The organism is Pseudarthrobacter sp. L1SW (assembly GCF_020809045.1).
Lineage (GTDB): Bacteria > Actinomycetota > Actinomycetes > Actinomycetales > Micrococcaceae > Arthrobacter.
Genome location: NZ_CP078079.1, coordinates 930,346 through 952,199, shown reverse-complemented (window position 1 = coordinate 952,199; position 21,854 = coordinate 930,346). Strand labels below are relative to the sequence as shown.

Here is a 21,854-nt window from a genome sequence, read left to right as displayed (position 1 = left end):
TAAAGGATGCAAGACCTACTCAATCCCGCCATGCCCTTTATTGCCGTCACCCTGGCAGTGGCCGCAGGCCTGGTCCTGTCCTGGCTGCTGCGCAAGCTCGTCCTGCGCCTCAACCGCAAGCGCCCCGAGCTACAGGCCACGTCCCGGATTGCCCGCCAGCCGCTGCGCCTGGCACTGTGCCTGATCGGCGTCCGGGCCGCGCTGGGACTCACGGCCGCCGGCGAAAGCTGGCACGGCGGCGTCGACCATCTGCTGCTGATTGCCCTCATCGGTTCCGTGGCCTGGCTGGCCGTGGCGGTGCTGCTGATCATCGAAGCTGTGGTGCTTGGCAGGTACAGCGTGGACGTCGCGGACAACCGGCGTGCCCGGCGGCTCCGCACCCAGATGATCCTGGCCCGGCGGATCGGCGTTGCGCTGGTGGTGGTGCTCGCCGCCGGCTCGGTGATGCTCACCTTCCCGGCCATCCAGGCCCTCGGCGCCGGGCTGCTGGCCTCCGCCGGCGTGATCTCGATCGTGGCCGGACTCGCCGCGCAGACCTCCCTGGTTAACGTCTTCGCCGGGATGCAGCTGGCCTTCACGGACGCCATCCGCGTGGATGACGTGGTGGTGGTTCAGAAGGAATGGGGCCGGATCGAGGAGATCACGCTCACCTACGTGGTGGTGCACATCTGGGACGACCGCCGCCTCATCCTTCCCTCCACGTACTTCACCACCACGCCATTCGAGAACTGGACCCGCCGGCAGTCCGAGGTGATGGGCACGGTGGAGTTCGACCTCGACTGGCGCGCGCCCGTGGAGGACATGCGCGCGGAGCTGCGCACGGTCCTGGCCGGGACGGAGCTGTGGGACCAGCGCGTGGGCATCCTGCAGATCACCGACGCCACCGGCGGATTTGTCCGGGTCCGGATCCTGGTGAGCGCCGCGGACAGCGCGGCCTTGTTCGACCTGCGGTGCCTTATCCGCGAGGCAATGGTGACCTTCCTGCAGCAGGGCCATCCCGAGGCTCTCCCCCAGCAGCGCTGGACCGAGGCAGCGTCCGACGGCGGCACCTCCTCCCGCCGCCATCAACCGCTGCGGGGGCTGGGTACGGCCGGCCGCGACGGCTCGCGGGCGTCGGCCGACCCCCAGGAGTCGCAGCTGTTTACGGGCTCGATGGAGGCGGTGCAGCGCTCACGCGCCTTTACCGGGCCCGGCGACGAGGTATTCCAGGACCGGGACCAGACGCTGGCTTCGAGGAACTAGCCGAAAACCCCAATCGATTGCTCCGTACCTGTCCTTTTGGCACCCCATAACGGCAGGTACGGAGCAACCGATGAACTATTCGCCCCCGGAATCAGGTACGGCGCGTTCCGTCCCATCTGCGGCCGCGCAGGTTGCGGGTGGCCACCAGGGAGGCACCGATGAACAGCACGCCCAGGACCACGGTGGCCACGCCCACGTAGAACCATGCGCCGCGGGTGAAGATCATCAGCGCGGCACCCAGGATGCACAGGCCTTTCGCCGTGATGTCCAAGTACAGCTGTGCCTTTGGAGAAGCCATATCTCCACGATAAGCCCGGCGGTCCGGACTCTCAGTCCGCCCGCTGCCGCCACAGCAGGCTCACGCCGAACGTCACCGCGCACAGGACCAGCATCGCGAGGACCATCCGGGCCCAGCTTCCCTGGTCCACGCCGCCGCCCGCGAAAACGCCGATCATCACGGTGGCGGTGATGGCGCCGACGTACCGGCAGGTCTGGTAGATGCCAGCCGCAACGCCGCGCTCCTGCGGCCGGATGGAAACGAACATGCCCTGGTTGGTGGCGATGCCCACCGTTCCGTAGGGGATGCCCATCAGTGCGGTCAGCACCACCACCAGCGGGATCACCAGCGTGCCGGTCAGCAGCCACATCAGGGCGGCCGCCACGGTAAGGAGGACGACGCCGGCAATCAGCACCCGCCGCACACCGAACTTTCCCATCGCCCTGACGGCCCAAGGCGTAGCCAGGACGGACATGCCCGCGAGCGGCAGCATCAGGAGCCCCACGACGCCGGGATCGTAGCCGCCGGCTTCCTGCAGGAGCTGGGGAAGGCCGAAAAAGACAAAGTAATAGACGCTGCTGAACACCGCAAAAGCCAGGTAGATGAGCATCAGGGGCTTGTTGCGCCCCAGCAGCCTCAGGTCCAGGAAAGGGCGGTTGAAGCGCAGCTCGCGCCAGGCGAAAAGACCGGCGAGCACCGTTCCGGCGGCCAGCATCCACCAGCGGTAGGCGGGAAGGACGTTCAGTGCGGCCATCATCACCAGCAGCAGGGCGGCCACGAACCCGAGAATCCCGGGAATGTCCGAGTCACGCAGCAGCTGGGCGAGGCTGCCGCGCTCCCGGGCCTCGTCCCTGGGTGCCGCCTGCCGGACGACCAGCAGCGCGGCCAGCGCCAGCGGGACGTTGACCAGGAACAGGGCCTCCCAGCCCACCAGGCTGACCAGCAGGCCTCCGATCACCGGGCCTACCGCAGCGGCGGAGGTGTTCGCCATCTGGAGCCTGCCCAGCGGACGCGCCGGCTCCACATTTGCCCGATGCGCGATGGCCCCCACCATCACCACTGCGCTGGAATAGGCGGTGGCCGTTCCGAGCGCCATCACCGCACGGGCAAGGCAGAGAAGGGCGAAGTTCGGGGCAAACGGAGCCAGCGCACATGTCACCGCGACCAAAGCCATGCCAAGCATGAACATTCGCCGCGGCCCGAACCTGTCTGCCAGCCTGCCCATCACGGGCTGGCCCGCGGCAGACGCGAGGTAAAAGGAGGTGACCACCCAGGTGACGGCGGCGACGTCCAGCCCGAAGTCCGCGCGGAGCACCACCAGGGCAACGGCGATCATCGAGGAGTTCAGGGGGTTCAGCGCCGTGCCCAGGCTGAGGCCGGCGACGGCCAGGGCAGTCCGGGGTTTGTTGCTCACGGAAACAGTCTCGCGCACGCGGCGCAGGCTGCGCGAGTTGATGAACTATCCGGCCCGGTTCCCGGGCTGCACCGGCGGGAACAGCGCTTCCTCAACCAGTCCGGTAAGTTGGCGGATGGTGTCGGCCTGCCCTGAGGCTTCCATCCCCTCCGCGTTCTCGGTGTAGATCACCAGGGCAAAGGATGAGCCTCGGTAATCCAGGACGGCGGCGTCGTGAAGGTGCCCGTCGAGCTCCCCGTACTTGTGGAACACCTCGATCCCGGCCTGGGAGCCCGCAGGGATCAGGTCCTCGTTGTTCGTGTCCTGCATGAAGCTGAGCAGTTCCGCGGTGTTCTCCGCATTCAGCAGGTCCCCGGCGTAGAGCTGTTTGAGGACACGGGCCATGTCGGCAGGAGTCAGGAGGTTTTCCTCGGGATCATAAGTGACCCCGATGGAGGAGGCGTAGGCGATCAGCTGGGGATAGCCCACGGCATCCATCAGGAGAAGCCAGGAATCGTTGTTGCTCTGGTTCACCATCGCTTGAAGCTGGAACGCCGCGTCATAGTCGCCCAGGGGTTCGTCGAGGCGCGCCTCCCCCTTTTCCACCAGGCTGTAATAGGCCGCTGCCGTGAGGATCTTCGCAGTGCTGGCCGCGTTGAAGGCTGCCTGGTCTCCAAACGTCAGCGCCGCATCACCGGACACGTCCGCCAACGCCACCCCGATCCGGTAGCCGGCCTTGTCCGCGAGCAGGGAATCGATGCGGTCCTGCAGGGAATCCGGGGCCGTGGCAACAGGGTCCGCGGGCGCGGCGACGGGGACCGGTTCGGCCGCCGTCCCTTCAGGCGGAACCGAGCGCTGGACGGCCAGGACGAAGGTGGCAGCTATCACCAGTGCCACGGCACAAAACAGCACCGCAAGCCTGCGCCGTCCCGCGCGACGGGCCGGACGGGCCGGACGGGGGTCCCGACGGGGGCCCGGCCCGGAGGAAGGCTTCTTCTTGTCCACCGGCATAGGGGCTCCTGTCTGCTTCAACAACCGGGCCTGCATCATGCGGCCCCAGTGCACGCGATGCGATGTTGATTAGACCATTGAAGGTTGGGAGCCCCCTGAAAGCACGCAGGCGCGCCATGTCCCGGCCGGACAGTCCTGTGTGGACTTGCACCGCGCAGGTGCGGTGTTTGTCAGCGGGTGCGGGCAGCCAGCGCGGCGTCCAGGAACTCCAGGTGTGCGGGAGTAACGCGCACCGTGTGATCCGCGTATTCGGGATGCTTGGTGAGGAATTTCTTGATGTAGGGGCACACCGGGACGATTCCCACGCCGGCGCTGACCGTCTCATCCAGGGCTGCGGTGGCGAGCTGGCCCGCCAGCCCTTGGCCGCCGTACTCCTCGTTGATCACCGTATGGTAGAAAATCCGCTGCGGCGAGGCGCCGCCGTCGTAGTCCTTGTACACGGCCTTGCCGATCACGTTGCCGGCGTCGAGGATTTCGAAGCGCCCGCGGCCGGGGTTGTGGCGGACGGTGATGTCACTCAAGGGGGATCTCCTTCTGTGCGGTGTGCACTTCAGCTTAACCTCAGCCGAAGGACGCTTGTTCCCGCACCCATCCCTTGCCGTGACCCCACCGTCCGCCAGTCCGGGGTCAGCTCAGGTAGCCGTTCGGGTTGAGGACATACTTGGTTGCTGCACCCGCGTCGAACTCCGCGTAGCCCTGCGGCGCTTCTTCAAGCGTGATCGCCTTTGCGTTCACGTTCTTGGCGATGTTCACCTTGTCGTTCAGGATGGCCATCATCAGCTGACGGTTGTACTTCATCACCGGGCACTGGCCGGTGGTGAAGCTCAGTGACTTGGCCCAACCGGTGCCCAGGCTCAGGCTCAGCGCGCCCTTCTTGGCGGCCTCGTCGATGCCGCCCGGGTCACCGGTCACGTACAGTCCCGGAATGCCCAGCGCACCGCCGGCTGCGGTGATCTCCATCAACGAGTTCAGCACGGTGGCGGGCGCTTCCTCTGCGTCCTTTCCGTGCCCGTGCCCCCGCGCCTCGAAGCCCACTGCATCCACGCCGCAGTCCACTTCGGGCACCCCGAGGATCTGTTCGATCTGCTCCGCCGGGCCTCCCTTGGTGAGGTCCACCGTCTCGCAGCCAAAGCTGCGCGCCCGTGCCAGCCTGTCCTCGTTGAGGTCTCCAACAATCACGACGGCGGCACCCAGCAAATGCGCGCTGGTCGCCGCGGCGAGGCCAACAGGACCGGCTCCGGCCACGTAGACCGTGGAGCCAACGCCCACTCCGGCGCTGACGGCGCCGTGGAACCCGGTGGGGAAGATGTCCGAGAGCATGGCCAGGTCCATGATCTTCTCCATGGCCTGGTCCTTGTCCGGGAACTTCAGCAGGTTCCAGTCGGCATACGGCACCAGTACGTAGTTCGCCTGGCCGCCCACCCAGCCGCCCATGTCCACGTACCCATAAGCGCTGCCCGGGCGGTCCGGGTTCACGTTCAGGCAGATGCCGGTCTTGCGCTCCTTGCAGTTCCGGCAGCGGCCGCAGGCGATGTTGAACGGCACCGAACAGAGGTCGCCGACTTTAATAAACTCCACATCGCGGCCCACCTCCACCACTTCACCGGTGATCTCATGCCCCAGCACCAGGTTGGGCGGGGCGGTGGTGCGTCCGCGGACCATGTGCTGGTCCGAGCCGCAGATGTTGGTGGCCACGGTCTTGAGGATCACTCCGTGATTGACCGGACGGCCCACATTCGCTGGGTTGACGCCCGGCCCGTCCTTGAGTTCAAAACTGGGGTAGTCAATGTCAATCAGTTCAACCTTGCCCGGCTCTTTGTAGGCAACGGCTTTGTTCCCTGTCATCTATCTCTCCTGAAGTCAGGCCTGCCCGGTGGGGCGGCCGTGATTTTGGGTCGTTGATGCTCCCCCGGGCAGGGGCACCGTCCGGTGGCCGACATTCCTGGCGCCTCAACATCAGGGGATATCGGGTCGGAAAGGGTCCAAATGGACGGGGGTCCGCCCAGTCTAAGCACGGCATGGCCGCATATCCAGAGGTTCGGCTCCTAATATCTCCACTCACCGGAATTAGGGGTTCCGGACACCCGGTGACTTCCGCGCCGAACCCTTGTAGTCTCGGCACGGAGAACGTTCCAGCGACCCAACACCGAGCGAAACCAAGGAGTGGACATGCCGGCCAACGAGGACGAAATCCAGATTCTGGACCAGTGGAGCAACCGGCTCGCCCAGGCACTGCAGATTCTGGACCTGAAGGTGGACCACGAGCTGCTCCTGGACCTGGCCCGGAAATCGGCCGACTCTGTCATCCACGCCGCCGCCCCGGTGACCACCTTCATGGTGGGTTACGCGGCAGGGCTGGAAGCCGGGACCGGCAGCGCCGGCAACCGCGATAACGCAGCTGCCGCGGTGGCCAAAGCCGCGGACACGGCCTTCCAGCTGTGCGAGGACGGGCACGACGGCGGGCCCGCCAGCAAGGGCTGGGCGGACACCGCGCAATAGCCGCGCCGCTTCTTATCCCGCGGCCGTGGGCTCCTCACGGAATGCGGCCACGGGCTCAAGCCTGACGATCACGGCCTTGGAGACGGGCGTCTGGCTGCCCTCCGCCACACTTTCCAGCGGCACCAGCACGTTGGCTTCCGGATAGTAGGCGGCAGCGCATCCGCGGGCCGAGGGGTAGGACACCACCCGGTAGTTGCGTAGGACCCGCTCCGCGTTGTCCTCGTAGACACCCCGCACGTCCACGTGCTGCCCGTCTTCTATCCCCAGTTCGGCCAGGTCCGCCGGATTCACGAACACCACCTCGCGGCCCTTCTTGATGCCGCGGTAGCGGTCGTTGTGGCCGTAGATGGTCGTGTTGAACTGGTCGTGCGAGCGCATGCTCTGCAGGATCAGGGTGCCCGCCGGGCGCTCCACATGCTCGAGCTCGTTAACGGTCAGAATTGCCTTGCCAGTGGGCGTGTGGAACGTGCGGGAGTCGCGCGGACCGTTCGGCAGGACAAAGCCGCCCTCCTGCCTGATCTTCCGGTTGTAGTCCTCGCAGCCCACCACCACGTGGGAGATATGCTCGCGGATCAGGTCGTAGTCCTTCTGGAAGCCCGCCCAGTCCGCTGCGATCCGGTCCCCCAGCACCCGCTCCGCCAGCTGGCAGACGATGGCCACCTCCGAGAGCAGGCCGGGAGCCACGGGTTCAACCGTGCCGTGGGAGGCGTGGACGGCGCAGACAGTGTCCTCCACGGACACGAACTGCGGGCCGGACTCCTGCCGGTCGATCTCGGTCCGTCCGAGCGTGGGCAGGATCAACGCTTCAGTGCCTGTGACCGCGTGGGAGTGGTTGAGCTTGGTGGAGATCTGCACGGACAGCTCGGTGCCTTCCATAGCAGCCTCGGCAGCCCTGGTGTCGGACATGGCGCCCACGAAGTTGCCGCCCATGGCGATAAAAACCTTGATCCCGCCGTCGCGCATCTGCCGGATGGTCTCCACCGCGTCCGCGCCATGCGTCCGCGGCGGTTCGAAGCTGAATTCCTTGCCCAGGGCGTCCAGGAAGGCCGGCGGCATCTGTTCCCAGATGCCCATGGTCCGGTCGCCCTGGACATTGCTGTGCCCGCGGATGGGCGAAGCTCCGGCGCCGGGCTTGCCGATGTTGCCGCGCAGCAGCAGGAGGTTGATGATCTCCTTGATGGTGGCCACGGCCTTCTTGTGCTGCGTGATGCCCATGGCCCAGGTGATGATCACTTTCTCCGCGGCGAGGTAACGGGCGGCGAGCTCGTCGATTTCCTCGGTCCGCAGGCCCGTGGCCTCTAGGACTGCGGCCTCGTCCAGTTCGGCAAGGTGCGCCCGGAGCTCCTCAAGCCCCTCGCAGTGTTCCTCAAGGAACTGGTGGTCCAGCACCGTCCCCGGGTGGGCGGCCTCGGCATCCAGGACGCGCTTGGACACGGCCTGCAGCAGCGCCATGTCGCCGCCGATCCGCACCTGCAGGAACTGGTCCGCCAGATCCGTGCCGTGGCCGATGATCCCCTTCACCTTTTGCGGGTTCTTGTAGCGCATCAACCCGGCCTCAGGCAGCGGGTTGATCGCCACGATCCGGGCGCCGGCCTCCTTTGCCTCCTCGAGGGCGGTGAGCATGCGGGGGTGGTTGGTGCCCGGGTTCTGTCCCATGATGATGATCAGGTCGGCCTTGGCGAAGTCGTCGTAGGAGACCGTGGCCTTGCCGACGCCGATGGTCTGGCCCATGGCCCAGCCGGAGGACTCGTGGCACATATTGGAGCAGTCCGGCAGGTTGTTGGTGCCGTAGCCGCGGATGAACAGCTGGTACAGGAAGGCGGCCTCGTTGGAGGTCCGGCCGCTGGTGTAAAAGGCTGCCTGGTCCGGGCTGGGCAGGGACTTCAGCTTGTCCGCGATGATCCCGAAGGCTTCGTCCCAGCCCACGGGCCGGTAGTGGTCCTCGCCGGCGGGCTTGTACACGGGTTCCGTCAGGCGCCCCTGCATGCCAAGCCAGTACTCGGACCGCTCCCGCAGCTCGCTGACCGGGTGTTCGGCCCAGAACTCGGACCCTATGACCACCGGCGTGGCCTCCCAGGTCACTGCCTTGGCACCGTTCTCGCAGAATTCGAACGTCTTGCGGTGCCCCGGGTCAGGCCAGGCGCAGCTCATGCAGTCGAAGCCGTCCTTCTGGTTCAGCGCCAGCAGGGTCTTCCGCGACCGGTCCAGGCCCATGTGCTTGAGAGCCGGCTGCATGGAATGGTAGACGCCAGGCACGCCGGCGGCCCATGTCTTCGGATGGCCGCTGACTTCGATCTCGGACTCGTCAGCCTCTTCGACTTCGGGGTTTTTGCGCGTCACTGCTGGTTCTCCTCGCGTTCAGCCGGTACCGGCAACCCTCCGGATGTTCGGGAGGTCCGGGCACTTTCCACACTTGTTCAGGGAAACCGGGAAGTCAAGGAAAACGGCTCCCCGACCACTCGCTGACCGGGCGGCCGCCGCGGGCAACGGACGACGCCGGGTCCCGACCGCGATAGGCTGGTCACCTCGGCTGAAGCAAGCGGCCGCGGGAACCACTCTGCGGAGCGCCTTTGATGTCCGACGACCTTGCCCTCGCCGCCCTCGCGGCGTCCTCCTTTTCCCTCCCCCAGCTGCGGGACGGCCAGCTGGCCGGCATGGCCGCGCTCGCCGGCGGCCGGGACGTCCTGGCGGTGATGCCCACCGGCTATGGAAAATCTGCGATCTACCAGGTCGCGGCACAGTTCCTCCACAACAAGACCGGGCGCCCCGCCGTCGTGGTTTCCCCGCTCATCGCCCTGCAGGAGGACCAGCTCGACGGACTGGCCTCGGACTTGGGGGCGGGTGCCGCCGTCGCCGTCAACTCCTCCCGCAGCGACGCGGAGGTGGAGTCCGCCTGGCATGCGGTAGAAACCGGCGAGGCCACGTTCCTGTTCCTCGCCCCGGAGCAGCTGGCCAAGCAGAAGACGGTGGACCGCATTGCCACCATGGGCATTTCCCTGTTCGTGGTGGACGAGGCCCACTGCGTCTCCTCCTGGGGCCACGATTTCCGCCCCGACTACCTCAGCCTGGGAAACGTCCGCGAACGGCTGGGCAATCCTCCCGTTGCGGCCCTGACCGCCACGGCCTCGCCCCCGGTCCGGGACGAGATCGTGGAGCGGCTGGGCATGAAGGACCCGCTGGTCCTGGTGCACGGCTTCGACCGGCCCAACATCAGCCTGGACGTGGTCCGCCACCATGAGGACAAGGGTAAGCGCCAGGCCGTGGTGGAACAGGTGGCGGCGATGGCCCGGGACGGGCAAGGGCTCCTCTACGCCGCCACCCGGAAGGACACCGAAAAGTACGCCGCCAAGCTGGCCAAGGCTGGGCTGCGCGCAGAGGCTTACCACGCCGGCCGCTCCGCCGGGGACCGCGAGCGCATCCACGAGCAGTTCCTGGACGACCAGCTCGACGTCGTGGTGGCCACCACCGCGTTCGGCATGGGAATCGACAAGCCCAATGTGCGCTTCGTGGTCCACGCGGACATTCCCGAGTCGCTGGATTCCTACTACCAGGAGATCGGCCGGGCCGGGCGTGACGGTGAGCCGGCTGCGGCCGTGCTGCACTACCGGTCGGAGGATCTGGGCCTGCGGAAGTTCTTCGCAACGCACTCCCCGGATCCTGAATCGCTCCTGGCCGTATTGAAGGTACTGAAGGCCGCGGGAGCGCCGGCGCCGAAATCGTCCTTGGCGGAGCTCACCGGCTTTCCCGCCCGGCGCATCACCTCGCTGGTGAACCAGCTGGAGGAGACCGGCGCCGTCACCTCCGGCAGGCGCGGTGTCCGCCTGGTTTCGAAGGCGAAGCCGTCCGCGCTGGTGGAGGACGCCGTCGAACTCGCCGAGGCCCGGCAGCGCGTGGACCAGTCCAGGCTCACCATGATGCGCGGCTACGCCGAGACGGACGGCTGCCGGCGGCAGTTCCTGCTGGGCTACTTCGGCGAGGACCTGCCTGAACCGTGCGGAAACTGCGACGCGTGCGCGGACGCTGCCGCGAAGGGGCCGGCGCTCCACTCAAGGGACGACGACGACGGCGGCACGGCTTCCGGCGGCCAGGCGGAGGAACGGTTCCCGCTCCAGTCCGCCGTGGTCCACAAGGAGTGGGGGCCGGGGCTGGTGATGCGGCACGAGGATGACGTGATGACCGTGCTGTTTGAACAGGAGGGCTACAAGACCCTCTCGCGGACCGCTGTGGTGGAACACGAACTCCTCAAGCCGGCATAGGTGGGTAGGCTGGGAAGAGACTCCAACGAAAGGCCCGCCGCGTGGAAGTACCTTCTTATGTCTGGACGCTGACCGTCATTGGGATCGTGGGCCTGCTGGTCTTCGATTTCTTTTTCCACGTCCGCAAGGCGCACACGCCCTCGCTTAAGGAAGCGGCTGTGTGGTCTGCCCTGTATGTGGGGATCGCACTGCTGTTTGGGCTCGGCGTGCTGCTGTTCGGCGGGCCCACCATGGGCACCGAATACTTTGCCGGATACATCACGGAGAAGGCACTGTCCGTGGACAACCTCTTCGTCTTCCTCATCATCATGGCGAGCTTCCGGGTGCCCCGCGCGGACCAGCAGAAGGTGCTGCTGTTCGGCATCGTCTTTTCGCTGATCGCCCGTACCGCGTTCATTTTCCTGGGTGCGGCCCTGATCAACAGCTTCGCGTGGGTGTTCTACATCTTCGGGCTGATCCTGCTCATAACCGCCGGCAACCTCCTCAAGCCGGACAGCCACGACGACGACACCGAGGGCCTGGTGGTCCGGCTCGCCAAGAAGTTCCTGCCGGCGTCGGAACACTACGACGGCGACAAGCTCTTCACCATGCAGGACGGCAAGCGCGTCCTCACCCCGATGCTCCTGGTGATGGTGGCGATCGGCGGCACGGACATCCTGTTTGCGCTGGACTCCATCCCGGCGATCTTCGGCCTGACCCAGAACGTGTTCATCGTGTTCACGGCCACGGCGTTCTCCCTGATGGGCCTGCGGCAGCTGTTCTTCCTGATCGACGGCCTGCTGGACCGACTGATCTTCCTCTCCTACGGCCTGGCCGTCATCCTGGGGTTCATCGGCGTGAAGCTCATCCTGCACGCGCTGCATGAGAACACCCTGCCGTTCATCAACGACGGCGAGCACGTGAACGTGGTGGAGGTCAGCACGGGGGTGTCCCTGAGCGTGATCCTGGGCGTCCTGGTGGTCACGGTCCTGGCGTCCATCTTCAGCCCCAAGGGCAAGGCCAAGAACGCCGTTTCCGGGGCCCGGCGGCATGCTGTTGAGTACCTGGACCTCAACTACGAGACGGACATGAACGAGCGGGACAAGATTTTCGCCGCGATGTGCCGTGAGGAGGACCAGATCCGCAAGCTGCCGGAGAAGTACAAGCGGCTCATCCGTAACGAAACCGAGTTCATGGACCTGCTGCGCTCCGCGCACGCCGAGCATGACAAAGCCCAGGTGCGGGCGGCCGCGGAGGGCTGACCCAACTGGGTAGCGCCAAGTGTCGTTTTGGGGGCTCAGAACGACACTTGGCGCTACCTACATTGCTGAATCAGCAGCCCACAACAAAGGAGGCGGGCGACGCCGGGAGGTCCCGCCGTCGTCCGCCCGCCTTGGCTTGGAGCTACTGGGCGTCAGGGCTACTACGGAAGGCAGGCTTCCATGGTGCCGTTGTGCAGCCGTGCTCCGAACTGGACGAACTGCCCGAAATTGCGCGTCCCATCCTCGCGTGCGATGTCCTTGAAGTAGTTCACGTCGAGGACGCCCGCGGACGCCTGGGTGGACACGATGATGCCGACGCAACTGGCGGCGTCATTGGCTGCCTGCGCCGGGGCGGCGCCCACCGCAAGGAGGGACAGGCCGGCAAGGCTGGTGATGGCGGTACGGCGAAGGTGGACGGTCATGCTGGAACCTCTTCCGGGACAAACCGAGTTCTGTCAGCTGCCGTCGGCACGATCCTGCGGCAGCCCTAAGGGCCGCCTCGTTGCCCCAGCCCGCCGACCCAGACCCGACGCCCGCAGACTGCACGGGTGCCGTCGCTGCGGGTTTGAGCCGTCGCGGCCGCCCGCACTGACAGGGTACTGCTACGCCCTGCCGGCGTCCACGCTGAATTTTCTCCTCCCGGAAAGGCAGCCAGCCAGCCCATGAAGCTTGATTGTCGGTGCCCCTTGCTACGTTTGAGGCAGTGAAAACCAAGGCTGGAGGAACCGTCCTCCTGGCCGGCTGTCGATGGGGAGGCCCCGTGTTCTTGCTCGAAGCTGCTGAGGCTGGCGCGCGGCCGGACCTGGTCTTTTCCGCCAGTGACCTTGTGGCTGCCAGCGAGTGTGAATACCGCACGCTCCGGATCCTCGACGAAAAGCTGGGCCGTTCCCCGAAGGCGGTGTTCCCTGCAGACGAGATGCAGGTCCGCGCCGGCAGGCTGGGCGACCGGCACGAGCAGACCGTCCTGGCCAGCCTGGTTGCCAAGTACGGCGAATGGGATGCCAGCAGGGGTGCCGGCGTGTACTCCCTTGACCGCGGCCAGAACGTGCGCGGGGAACTGCAGGCCAAGCATGCCGAAACGGAGCTCGCCCTGCGGTCCGGGGCGGACGTGGTCTTCCAGGCCACCTTCTTTGACGGTGAGTTCCTGGGCTACGCGGATTTCCTGGTCAACGAGGCCGCAGGCACCGGAACTCCCGGCCGCTACGAGGTCTGGGACACCAAGCTCGCCCGGCACGCCAAGGTGGGCGCCCTGCTGCAGCTGGCGGCGTATGGGGACCAGCTGCTGGGGATGGGCCTCGAGCCCTCGCCGGTGGTCACCCTGGTGCTGGGCACGCGCATAGGTGAGGACTGGCTCCGCAGCAGCCATTCCCTTCCGGACCTGTTGCCGGTGTTCCGGGAACGACGGCGGCGCTTCCGCCAGCTGACAGGGCAGCACCGGGAAGCAGACGGCGCGGTCCAGTGGCAGCAGCCAGGGATTGTCCACTGCGGCCGGTGTGATTACTGCGCCGAGCAGGTGCAGCTGCACCGGGACCTGCTGATGGTGGCGGGGATGTCCGTGGTGCAGCGGAAGAAACTGCACGCCGCCGGCGTCACCACCATCGAGGAACTAGCCTCCATGCCTGCCGGAGACGCCCGGAATTCCGTCGCACGGCTCCGCTCGCAGGCGCGCATGCAGCTGGGGCTGGACGCTGCCGCGGGCTCCCGGACGTTCACCAAGGACGGCCAGCCACACACCGTCTCGTTCACTGTCCTGCCCGGGAACACCATCGGCGCACTCCCGCCGCCCAGCCCCGGGGACATCTTCTTCGACTTCGAGGGAGACCCCCTCTGGCAGGATCCTGCAACCGGAGCCTGGGGCATCGAGTACCTGTTCGGCGTGGTCGAGGCACCTGCTCCGGACCATCACGGGGAACCTGTGTTCCGTCCGTTCTGGGCGCACTCCCGGTCCGGGGAGCGCCGCGCCTTCCTGGATTTCCTCGCGTATGTGGAAGAACGCCGGGCACGCCATCCGGACATGCACGTGTACCACTACGCGGCCTATGAAAAGACGGCGCTCCGCAACCTTTCCCTGGCGCACCAGGCCGGGGAAGAGACAGTGGACAGCTGGCTCCGGGAAGGCCTGCTGGTGGACCTTTACGCCACCGTCCGGCATTCGCTGCGCATTTCCGAGCCCTCCTACTCCATCAAGAAACTCGAACCGCTCTACATGGGCGGCAACCTGCGCTCGGGGGACGTGAAAGACGCCGGGGCCTCCGTGGTGGCCTACGCCGCCTACTGCGCGGCCCGGGATTCGGGCCGTCTGGACGAGGCGGACAAGGTCCTGGCCTCCATTTCGGACTACAACCGGTACGACTGCCTGTCCACGCTGCGGCTCCGGGACTGGCTGCTGGAGGTCGGTGCCCAGGCCGCCGCCGCGGACGCCCAGGAAACACCCGGCGGGCAGGCCGCTGCGCCCGCGGCATCCCCGGTGCGCCAGAGTGAAACCGGAGGCCAGCCGGCGCCGGAACAGCGGGCAGCCCCCGAGGAAACTCCAGCGGAGGCCAGGCTGCGCGAGTACCTGGCCAGCCTCCCGGACAACCGCCCCTGGACCGACGACGAACGCGCCATCGCGATGGTGGCGGCCGCCACCGGATACCACCGCCGGGAACGCAAGCAGTTCTGGTGGCAGCACTTCGACCGGGTGGAAGCTCCGCTCGAGAACTGGGCTGACCAACGGAACGTGTTCGTGGTGTCCTCCGCCGAGGTCACCTCCGACTGGGCCCTGGCCAAACCCCGTGAACGTATGCGCACCCGGGTACTCCGACTCCGGGGCACCATGACCGAGGGATCCGATTTCCGCGCGGACTCCACCTGGTGCCGGCTCTACGATGCACCGCCGCCGGACGGCATGGCCGCCCCGGATGCCGCCCCCGGCGCACGGGCCTACTCCTTCGGGACCAGGATCAGCGAGCTTGCCCCGGCCCCTGACAACCCGGAACACACCATCATCACCATCGCTGAGCGCGAGTCGGGGAAGGTTGCCGCCTACCCGCACCTGCCTGTGGCACTGACAGAGGACCAGCCGCTGGCCACCGCGAGCATCGAGGCTGCAATCGCCGAGATCGCCACTGCCGTGGGAGCGTCCCTGCCGTCCATGCCCGCCCAATCCGGGCTGGACATCCTGCGCAAGCGGGCGCCGCGCTTCCGCACCCTGGAAGGGCCGGTGGACGTACCCCATGACGCCGAGGGCGCCGCGGACTACGCCGTGGCCATCACCGCCTCACTCCGGGACCTCGACCATTCCTACCTCGCCGTGCAGGGCCCGCCGGGCACGGGAAAGACCTATGTCGGTGCCCACGTCATCGGCCGGCTGGTGAAGGAGGGCTGGAAGATCGGCGTGGTGGGCCAGTCGCACAACGTGGTGGAGAACCTGCTCTGCTGCGCCATCGCCACCGGCGGCGTCAACCCCGCGGTGGTGGCCAAGAAGCTGGCATCCCCGCACGACGTTCCCTGGAAGTCGTGCGGGGAAGGCGACGTCGCCCGGCTCCTCGCGGCCTCCGGCGGCTGCCTGGTGGGCGGCACGGCGTGGACCATGACCGGGAAGGAAGTCCCCGCCGGTTCCCTGGATCTGCTGGTAATCGATGAAGCCGGCCAGTTCTCGCTGGCTAACACCCTGGCTGTTTCCCGGGCAGCCAAGCGGCTGCTCCTGCTCGGCGATCCGCAGCAGCTTCCGCAGGTGACCCAGGGTGCGCACCCGGAACCCGTTTACGAGTCGGCGCTGGGATGGCTGGCCGCCGGTCACGCCACCCTGCCCGCCGCACTCGGCTACTTCCTTGCCGACACCTGGCGCATGCATCCGGACCTGTGCCGCGCAGTCTCCACACTCAGCTACGAAGGAAAGCTGCAGTCCGCCCCAGCGGCATCGCAACGGAAGCTGGAGGAGCTGCCGCCCGGCGTCGAAACTGTTTTTGTGGAACACAACGGCAACACCACGGCGTCCCAGGAAGAGGCGGCGGAGGTGGTCCGGCAGGCACGGCGGCACCTTGGCCTGAAATGGAAGCCGGGGGCTGAGAGCGAGGCACGGCCGCTGGACCAGCAAGACCTGCTGGTGGTGGCCGCCTACAACGCCCAGGTCCACCTCATCCGGAAATCCCTGGAAGAAGCCGGGCTGCCGGACGTCCGGGTGGGAACCGTGGATAAGTTCCAGGGCCAGGAAGCACCCGTTGTTCTCGTGTCCATGGCCTGCTCAGCCGTGGCCGAGGCACCGCGGGGAGCAGAATTCCTGCTCAACAGGAACCGGATCAATGTGGCCGTATCACGCGGGCAATGGAGGGCAGTGATTATCCGCTCCCCCGAGCTCACCAGCTACATGCCGCACAAGCCCGCAGCACTGGAAGAGCTGGGTGCCTTTATCGGCCTCAGCCCGCGGGAGTAAGCCGGGAACAGGTCAGCGCGCCCGGAAGCCGCGGAAGTTGCCCTCAGCGGCGGAAATGGAGTCCTCCACACGCTCCACCCGCCCCGGGGTGCGCTCTGAGTTAAGCCAGGTCCGGAGCTCGTTGATCTTCCACTGGGGCCCCTCGGCAACCAAGGCGACCGAGCCGTCAGCGAGGTTCTTCACCTCGCCGGTCAGGCCAAGCTCCTCCGCTTTGCCCATGGTCCAGTAGCGGAACCCCACGCCCTGCACCACGCCAAAGACCCGGGCGGTCAGCCGCACCGCCTCCGCGTCAGCTGGACCCGTCGCGCCGGAAGAAGCCGCCCCGCCAGGAGAAGCCGCACCACCAGGAGAAGCCGCGCCGCGGGAAGGATCGGGCGCCCCGGATGACGGACCTGCGTGCCTGGCCAACGTGCCTCCCCTCCGTCAGCGCCGTCCCCGCCCAACTAGGTAGCAGTAAGTGTCGTTTTGAGCGTTCAGAACGACACTTGGCGCTACCTAGTTGGGCAGGAGGGCGACCCGTTAGTTGATGGTGATATCGCGGGTACTGTGGTTGTACCGGATGGTGACCGGACCGCCGGCGTGGTGCAGCTCGTGGTTGGGGCCGTCGAAGGCGCCGAACGCACCGTAGTTCTCGTCCCAGGACCGGTTGAGGGCGATCTTGAAGGTGTAGAAACCGGCCGGCAGTTCCGCACTCTTCTTCCAGAGCTGGTCCAGGAAGTCGAACTCCATCTGCGCTTCGTCGTACTGCGGAGCCCAGTTCTCCGGAGCGCCCAGGATGGTGTTGAAGTCGCCCGCAACAGCCACAGCTTCGGGCTGCGGGTGGGTCTCGACATCCGCGTCCTCGAACAGCCCGGCTGCCGCGGGAGCAGCGGTGTCCGTGGCCTTGGCAGGGGCCTTGCCCTTGCGCACTGCCTTCACAACGGGCTCGACGGCGTCCTCGAGCACCTTGGCTGCCTTGCCCACGGCGGCAGCGGCCTTCTTCGCGGGGGTCTTCTTGGCGGGCTTCTTGGTTTCGCCAGCTGCGGCGGCCGCGGCTGCAGGCGCTGCCGCCTCGGGGACCGCCGTGGTCCTGCGGACAAAGCCCTCGGGAGCGGTGGGCACCTGGACGTCGGCAGGCACCGGAGTGCCGGCGTCGAGCGCGGTGGCGAAGGAAACGGCGTCCGGGAAGGCAACCGTGGCGCGCATGCCTTCGTCAGTGATGGTCCAGCCGGAGCGGCCCTTGACCAGCCAGCCGGCCTTGACCAGCTTCGCCGTAGCTGAGGTGAGCGTCTTGTGCCCGCGGGGAATCCCGCCGCTGAGCAGTTCGGCTTCGTGCTCGTTGAACGGCACGCGTGCCGTAGCCTCCGCGAGGACCTGCCCCGCGTTCAGTGCATCGCCTGACCACACGCCTTCGGTCAGGACATCCAGCACGGTCTTGAGGCGAAGGAAGGTGTTTTCTGCGGTGGACTTGGCCATGATTCCCCTTTATAAAAGCGATCGGTCTTAGGCATCTTGCCAACTGCCGGTTAAATCGCGCGACTTGAAATGGTTAACACTGCGTGTCGTGACCGACTATTAAGCGGACGTCCCAACAAGTGAGGCTGAGGTCTCGGGAAACGGGCTGACTGCACAACCCTTGAGCGCTGACATGGGTGCGACATTGCACTTCCCAGACACGCCTGCGGCCTCCATATTAGCGGGATTAATCAGCTGCTGTTGGCTGGGACACGTTAAGGACCCGCCACTTCCCCGCTGTTCAGCTCCTCCAGCAGTTCCGCCTTCCGTTCCTCGGAGGCGAAGGACGAATGGATCGAGTTCGCTGCAAGCCGCGCCTTGTCGAAATCCGAGAGCTCGAACACCGCCGCCAACTGGGCGAAGTTGTCGTCCACATAGCCGCCAAAATATGCAGGATCGTCCGAGTTGACGGACACGTTCAGCCCCGCCGCGAGCATGGCCGGCAACGGATGGTCCGCGAGGGTGTCCACGGCCCGCAACCGGACGTTGGACAGCGGGCAGACGGTAAGCGGGATCCGCGCATCCACCAGGCGCTCCACCAGATCCGGATCCTCCATGCAGCGGATGCCGTGGTCGATGCGCTCCACGCCCAGGATGTCCAGGGCCTCGATGATGTACGACGGCGGTCCCTCCTCGCCCGCGTGCGCCGTCAGCCGCAGGCCTGCCTCGCGCGCCTTGTCATAGAGCCGCTCGAACTTCGACGGCGGATTGCCCACCTCGGCGGAGTCCAGGCCGACGGCGGCGATGGGTGCGTTCATGGCCAGCAGGCCGTCCAGCACCTCAAGGGCGGACTCCTCGGAAAGATCCCGCAGGAAGGCGGCAATCAGCAGGGTGGAAACCCCAAACTCCTCCTGCGATGTCGCCAGTACGGACGCGACCCCGTTGACGCAGGTCTGCAGGGAAATCCCGCGGGAGAGGTGGGCCTGCGGGTCCATCATGATCTCGGCGTGCCGGACCCCGGCAGCGGCCGCGCGCTCTAGGTAGGCCCGGGTCATGTCGGCGAAGTCCTGTTCGGTCTGCAGGACGGCCATGTTCGCGTAGTACAGGTCCAGGAATGACTGCAGGTCGGTGAATTCGTACTTTTCCCGGAGCTCGTCCAGGCCTGAATACGGGAGGGCGATGCCGTTCCGCCCGGCCAGCTCAAAGATCAGTTCGGGCTGGAGGGTCCCCTCGATGTGAAGGTGCAGCTCGGCCACCGGAAGGATCCGGGCCGGAACCTCCAGGCCAGCTGCGTCCGGTTCTGTTTCAGGCACGGCGGTGCCGCCCGCAAAGTTATCCATCGGGTCAGGATAATGCCCGGGACCCGAATCGACACTAGAGTCGGACCAATGCAGAACGCCCAGCACGCTGATGACCTGCAGTACCCGGCTCCTGCCGCTTCCGCCGACGGTTTCGTCCGGGTCCGGGGGGCCCGCGAAAACAACCTAAGAAACGTGGATGTGGATGTGCCGCGCGGCGCAATCGTGGCGTTCACCGGCGTCTCCGGCTCCGGCAAGTCCTCACTGGCGTTCGGCACCATCTATGCCGAGGCGCAGCGGCGGTACTTCGAATCCGTGGCCCCGTACGCGCGCCGCCTCATCCAGCAGGGGCACAATCCGAAGGTGGAACTGATCAGCGGGCTGCCACCCGCCGTCGCGCTTCAACAGCGCCGCAGCGCGCCCAGCAGCAGGTCAACCGTAGGCACTGTCACCACGCTCTCCAACTCGTTGCGCATGCTGTTCTCAAGAGCCGGAACATACCCGGCAGGCTCCACCCAGCTGGATTCAGACGCCTTCTCCCCCAATACGGCTGCCGGCGCCTGCCGGGAATGCCATGGGCTGGGCATTGCGCACACCGTCAGCGAATCCTCAATGGTCCCGGACCCGTCCCTCAGCATCCGCAACGGCGCCATCGCGGCCTGGCCCGGCGCCTGGCAGGGTAAGAACCTCCGGGACATCCTCACCCACCTGGGCTACGACGTCGACGTCCCCTGGCGCAAGCTGCCCAGGAAACACCGCGACTGGATCCTGTTCACGGAGGAGCAGCCGGTGGTGGAGGTGACTCCGCAGCGTGACCGCGTGGCCAAACCGTACAAGGGGCGGTTCTGGAGCGCCAGGAGCTATGTCCTCCACACGCTGGCCGATTCGCAGAGTGCCTCAATGCGCGAGCGAGTGCTGGCCTACATGGAGTCCGGGCCGTGCCCGCGCTGTTCGGGGACGGGGCTGGTGCCGGAGGCCCTGGCTGTGACCTTCGGGGGCAGGACCATCGCCGAACTCAACCGGCTTCCCATGGTGGAGCTTGCGGAGGCCGTCCGTCCCACCGCTGGATTGGACGACGCCGGCACGGCCTCCCGGAGGCAGCTTTCCGGGGAGTCCAACGAGGTAGCGGTGGCCATCACCCGGGACCTGCTCCAGCGGATCACTGTCCTGCTGGACCTCGGACTCGGCTACCTGGCGCTCGGCCGCGCCACCCCCACCCTGTCGCCGGGCGAGATGCAGCGGCTCAGGATCGCCACGCAGCTGCGGTCCGGCCTGTTCGGCGTGATCTACGTGCTTGATGAGCCCTCCGCGGGGCTTCATCCCGCCGACGCAGAGCCGCTGCTGGAGGTGCTGGAGCAGCTGAAATCGTCCGGCAACTCCGTATTTGTGGTGGAACACAACATGGACGTGGTGCGCAGGGCCGACTGGTTGGTGGACGTGGGCCCGCGCGCCGGCGAGGGCGGCGGCGAAGTGCTGTACAGCGGACCCGTCGGCGGCCTCGCCGGGATTGAGGCGTCAGTCACCAGGCCTTTCCTGTTCGACGACGGCGGGCACGTCCCCGCGGGCGGTGCCGGTACCAGCCGGGCCAGGGAGCCGAAGGAGTGGCTGGAACTGACGGACATCCGCCGGCACAACCTGCGGGGACTGGACGCAGAGTTCCCGTTGGGCGTGCTCACGGCAGTCACAGGTGTTTCCGGCTCCGGCAAGTCCACTCTGGTGGGCAAAGTCCTGGGCGAGGTGGTGGCCGCCGGTCTCAAAACCCCGGTGGAGCAGGACGAACCTGCGGAACCACTGGAGCTGGGAAGCGTCATGGGCAACCACGGCATCGACCGGCTGGTCACCGTGGACCAGAAGCCCATCGGCCGGACCCCGCGGTCCAACCTGGCCACCTACACCGGGCTTTTCGACGCCGTCCGAAAGGAGTTCGCCGCAACGGACCACGCCAGGGACCGCGGCTTCGGTGCCGGAAGGTTCTCCTTCAACGTGGCTGGCGGGCGCTGCGAAACGTGCCAGGGAGAGGGATTTGTGGCCGTCGAACTCCTCTTCCTTCCCGGCAGCTACGGCCCGTGCCCTGAGTGCGCAGGATCCCGGTACAACCCGGAAACGCTTGAGGTGCTGTACCGGGGCCTGAATGTGGCCGAGGTCCTGGCGCTGACGGTGGACGCCGCCTCCGAATTCCTGGCCGGCATCCCCGCTGCGGCGCGGAGCCTCACAAGCCTGAAGGACGTGGGTCTTGGCTACTTGCGGCTGGGGCAGCCGGCCACCGAACTCTCCGGCGGCGAGGCGCAGCGCATCAAACTGGCTACTGAGCTGCAACGGGCACAGCGCGGCCACAGCGTCTACCTCCTGGATGAGCCGACCACCGGACTGCACCCCGCCGACGTGCAACTCCTGATGGCCCAGCTCCACGGCCTGGTGGACGCCGGAAATTCGGTGGTGGTGGTTGAGCACGACATGGCCGTGGTTGCCGGAGCCGACTGGGTCATCGACCTCGGGCCGTCAGGAGGGGACAAGGGCGGGCAGATCATGGCGGCCGGGACGCCTGCCGCCGTCGCCCGCTCCACCCGCAGCCGCACCGCTCCCTACCTGGCCGCTGCGCTCGGTCAGGCAACCACCAGCTAACACCCAGAAAAATCTCGATTTGATAACGCCCCGGTGATGTCCTAGCGTGAAAAGCATGCCCGCTGCCGGCGGGCCAGGAATGCCCGGTGCTGCCTCCACCACAACTGCCCAGCAGGCAGCCACCGAAATTGACCTCTATTCGTCAGGGGCGGGCAGTGGCGCGATGA

General features: G+C 66.8%; 16 protein-coding genes. 6 read left to right on the top strand and 10 right to left on the bottom strand.

Going from position 1 to position 21,854, the window contains the following annotated elements:
• Positions 1–6 precede the first annotated feature (6 nt).
• Entirely contained in the window at positions 7–1,242 is a 1,236-nt protein-coding gene (locus KTR40_RS04465; protein WP_228405390.1) for a mechanosensitive ion channel family protein, read from the top strand.
• Between the two features lie 91 nt (positions 1,243–1,333).
• Here the strand turns inward: KTR40_RS04465 and KTR40_RS04460 are convergent, their stop codons facing one another.
• The 5 genes from KTR40_RS04460 to fdhA form a co-directional block, all read right to left on the bottom strand.
• Positions 1,334–1,540, bottom strand: coding sequence for a hypothetical protein (locus KTR40_RS04460; protein ID WP_228405389.1), 207 nt, complete (start codon positions 1,538–1,540; stop codon positions 1,334–1,336).
• 31 nt (positions 1,541–1,571) lie between these two features.
• On the bottom strand, positions 1,572–2,933 hold the full coding sequence (locus KTR40_RS04455; RefSeq protein WP_228405388.1) for an MFS transporter: 1,362 nt from the start codon (positions 2,931–2,933) through the stop codon (positions 1,572–1,574).
• A gap of 45 nt (positions 2,934–2,978) precedes the next feature.
• Positions 2,979–3,923 (bottom strand): serine hydrolase, encoded by a 945-nt coding sequence (locus KTR40_RS04450; protein WP_228405387.1) that lies wholly within the window; start codon positions 3,921–3,923, stop codon positions 2,979–2,981.
• 170 nt (positions 3,924–4,093) lie between these two features.
• On the bottom strand, positions 4,094–4,444 hold the full coding sequence (locus KTR40_RS04445; RefSeq protein WP_228405386.1) for a GNAT family N-acetyltransferase: 351 nt from the start codon (positions 4,442–4,444) through the stop codon (positions 4,094–4,096).
• Between the two features lie 106 nt (positions 4,445–4,550).
• On the bottom strand, positions 4,551–5,768 hold the full coding sequence (fdhA, locus tag KTR40_RS04440) for a formaldehyde dehydrogenase, glutathione-independent (RefSeq protein WP_228405385.1): 1,218 nt from the start codon (positions 5,766–5,768) through the stop codon (positions 4,551–4,553).
• A gap of 324 nt (positions 5,769–6,092) precedes the next feature.
• Between fdhA and KTR40_RS04435 the strand changes: the two genes are divergently transcribed.
• Positions 6,093–6,422, top strand: a complete 330-nt coding sequence (locus tag KTR40_RS04435) for a DUF6457 domain-containing protein (protein ID WP_139028229.1) — start codon at positions 6,093–6,095, stop codon at positions 6,420–6,422.
• Positions 6,423–6,434: 12 nt separating this feature from the next.
• On the opposite strand, the gene KTR40_RS04430 is transcribed toward KTR40_RS04435, so the two are convergent.
• A complete protein-coding gene (locus tag KTR40_RS04430; RefSeq protein WP_228405384.1) occupies positions 6,435–8,762 on the bottom strand; it encodes an FdhF/YdeP family oxidoreductase in 2,328 nt (775 codons plus the stop codon).
• Between the two features lie 233 nt (positions 8,763–8,995).
• Between KTR40_RS04430 and KTR40_RS04425 the strand changes: the two genes are divergently transcribed.
• The gene (locus KTR40_RS04425) at positions 8,996–10,678 is read left to right on the top strand and encodes an ATP-dependent DNA helicase RecQ (RefSeq protein ID WP_228405383.1); all 1,683 of its coding nucleotides are present in this window, start codon (positions 8,996–8,998) and stop codon (positions 10,676–10,678) included.
• Between the two features lie 41 nt (positions 10,679–10,719).
• Positions 10,720–11,919: a TerC family protein gene (locus KTR40_RS04420; protein WP_139028226.1), complete on the top strand. Its 1,200-nt coding sequence runs from the start codon at positions 10,720–10,722 to the stop codon at positions 11,917–11,919.
• Between the two features lie 161 nt (positions 11,920–12,080).
• Here KTR40_RS04420 and KTR40_RS04415 read toward each other — a convergent pair whose 3' ends face one another.
• Positions 12,081–12,341, bottom strand: coding sequence for a hypothetical protein (locus KTR40_RS04415; RefSeq protein WP_228405382.1), 261 nt, complete (start codon positions 12,339–12,341; stop codon positions 12,081–12,083).
• A gap of 338 nt (positions 12,342–12,679) precedes the next feature.
• On the opposite strand from KTR40_RS04415, the gene KTR40_RS04410 reads away from it, so the two are divergent.
• Complete coding sequence (locus tag KTR40_RS04410; protein ID WP_228405381.1) at positions 12,680–16,333, top strand: TM0106 family RecB-like putative nuclease; 3,654 nt, start codon at positions 12,680–12,682, stop codon at positions 16,331–16,333.
• Between the two features lie 12 nt (positions 16,334–16,345).
• Here the strand turns inward: KTR40_RS04410 and KTR40_RS04405 are convergent, their stop codons facing one another.
• The 3 genes from KTR40_RS04405 to KTR40_RS04395 form a co-directional block, all read right to left on the bottom strand.
• Positions 16,346–16,612, bottom strand: a complete 267-nt coding sequence (locus KTR40_RS04405; RefSeq protein WP_228405380.1) for an acylphosphatase — start codon at positions 16,610–16,612, stop codon at positions 16,346–16,348.
• A gap of 240 nt (positions 16,613–16,852) precedes the next feature.
• Positions 16,853–17,788: a glycosidase gene (locus tag KTR40_RS04400; RefSeq protein WP_139028223.1), complete on the bottom strand. Its 936-nt coding sequence runs from the start codon at positions 17,786–17,788 to the stop codon at positions 16,853–16,855.
• Between the two features lie 254 nt (positions 17,789–18,042).
• Complete coding sequence (locus tag KTR40_RS04395) at positions 18,043–19,107, bottom strand: adenosine deaminase (RefSeq protein WP_228405379.1); 1,065 nt, start codon at positions 19,105–19,107, stop codon at positions 18,043–18,045.
• A 48-nt stretch (positions 19,108–19,155) separates the two neighbouring features.
• On the opposite strand from KTR40_RS04395, the gene KTR40_RS04390 reads away from it, so the two are divergent.
• Complete coding sequence (locus KTR40_RS04390) at positions 19,156–21,687, top strand: excinuclease ABC subunit UvrA (RefSeq protein WP_228405378.1); 2,532 nt, start codon at positions 19,156–19,158, stop codon at positions 21,685–21,687.
• The last annotated feature ends 167 nt before the right edge of the window (positions 21,688–21,854 follow it).

What these genes read in the sequence shown, in the direction of transcription:
- KTR40_RS04390 (WP_228405378.1), top strand. Translation starts at nt 19,156, where the DNA reads ATGCAGAACGCCCAGCACGCTGATGACCTGCAGTACCCGGCTCCTGCC.
- KTR40_RS04460 (WP_228405389.1), bottom strand. Translation starts at nt 1,540, where the DNA reads ATGGCTTCTCCAAAGGCACAGCTGTACTTGGACATCACGGCGAAAGGC.
- KTR40_RS04425 (WP_228405383.1), top strand. Translation starts at nt 8,996, where the DNA reads ATGTCCGACGACCTTGCCCTCGCCGCCCTCGCGGCGTCCTCCTTTTCC.
- KTR40_RS04465 (WP_228405390.1), top strand. Translation starts at nt 7, where the DNA reads ATGCAAGACCTACTCAATCCCGCCATGCCCTTTATTGCCGTCACCCTG.
- KTR40_RS04435 (WP_139028229.1), top strand. Translation starts at nt 6,093, where the DNA reads ATGCCGGCCAACGAGGACGAAATCCAGATTCTGGACCAGTGGAGCAAC.
- fdhA (WP_228405385.1), bottom strand. Translation starts at nt 5,768, where the DNA reads ATGACAGGGAACAAAGCCGTTGCCTACAAAGAGCCGGGCAAGGTTGAA.
- KTR40_RS04400 (WP_139028223.1), bottom strand. Translation starts at nt 17,788, where the DNA reads ATGGCCAAGTCCACCGCAGAAAACACCTTCCTTCGCCTCAAGACCGTG.
- KTR40_RS04395 (WP_228405379.1), bottom strand. Translation starts at nt 19,107, where the DNA reads ATGGATAACTTTGCGGGCGGCACCGCCGTGCCTGAAACAGAACCGGAC.
- KTR40_RS04450 (WP_228405387.1), bottom strand. Translation starts at nt 3,923, where the DNA reads ATGCCGGTGGACAAGAAGAAGCCTTCCTCCGGGCCGGGCCCCCGTCGG.
- KTR40_RS04415 (WP_228405382.1), bottom strand. Translation starts at nt 12,341, where the DNA reads ATGACCGTCCACCTTCGCCGTACCGCCATCACCAGCCTTGCCGGCCTG.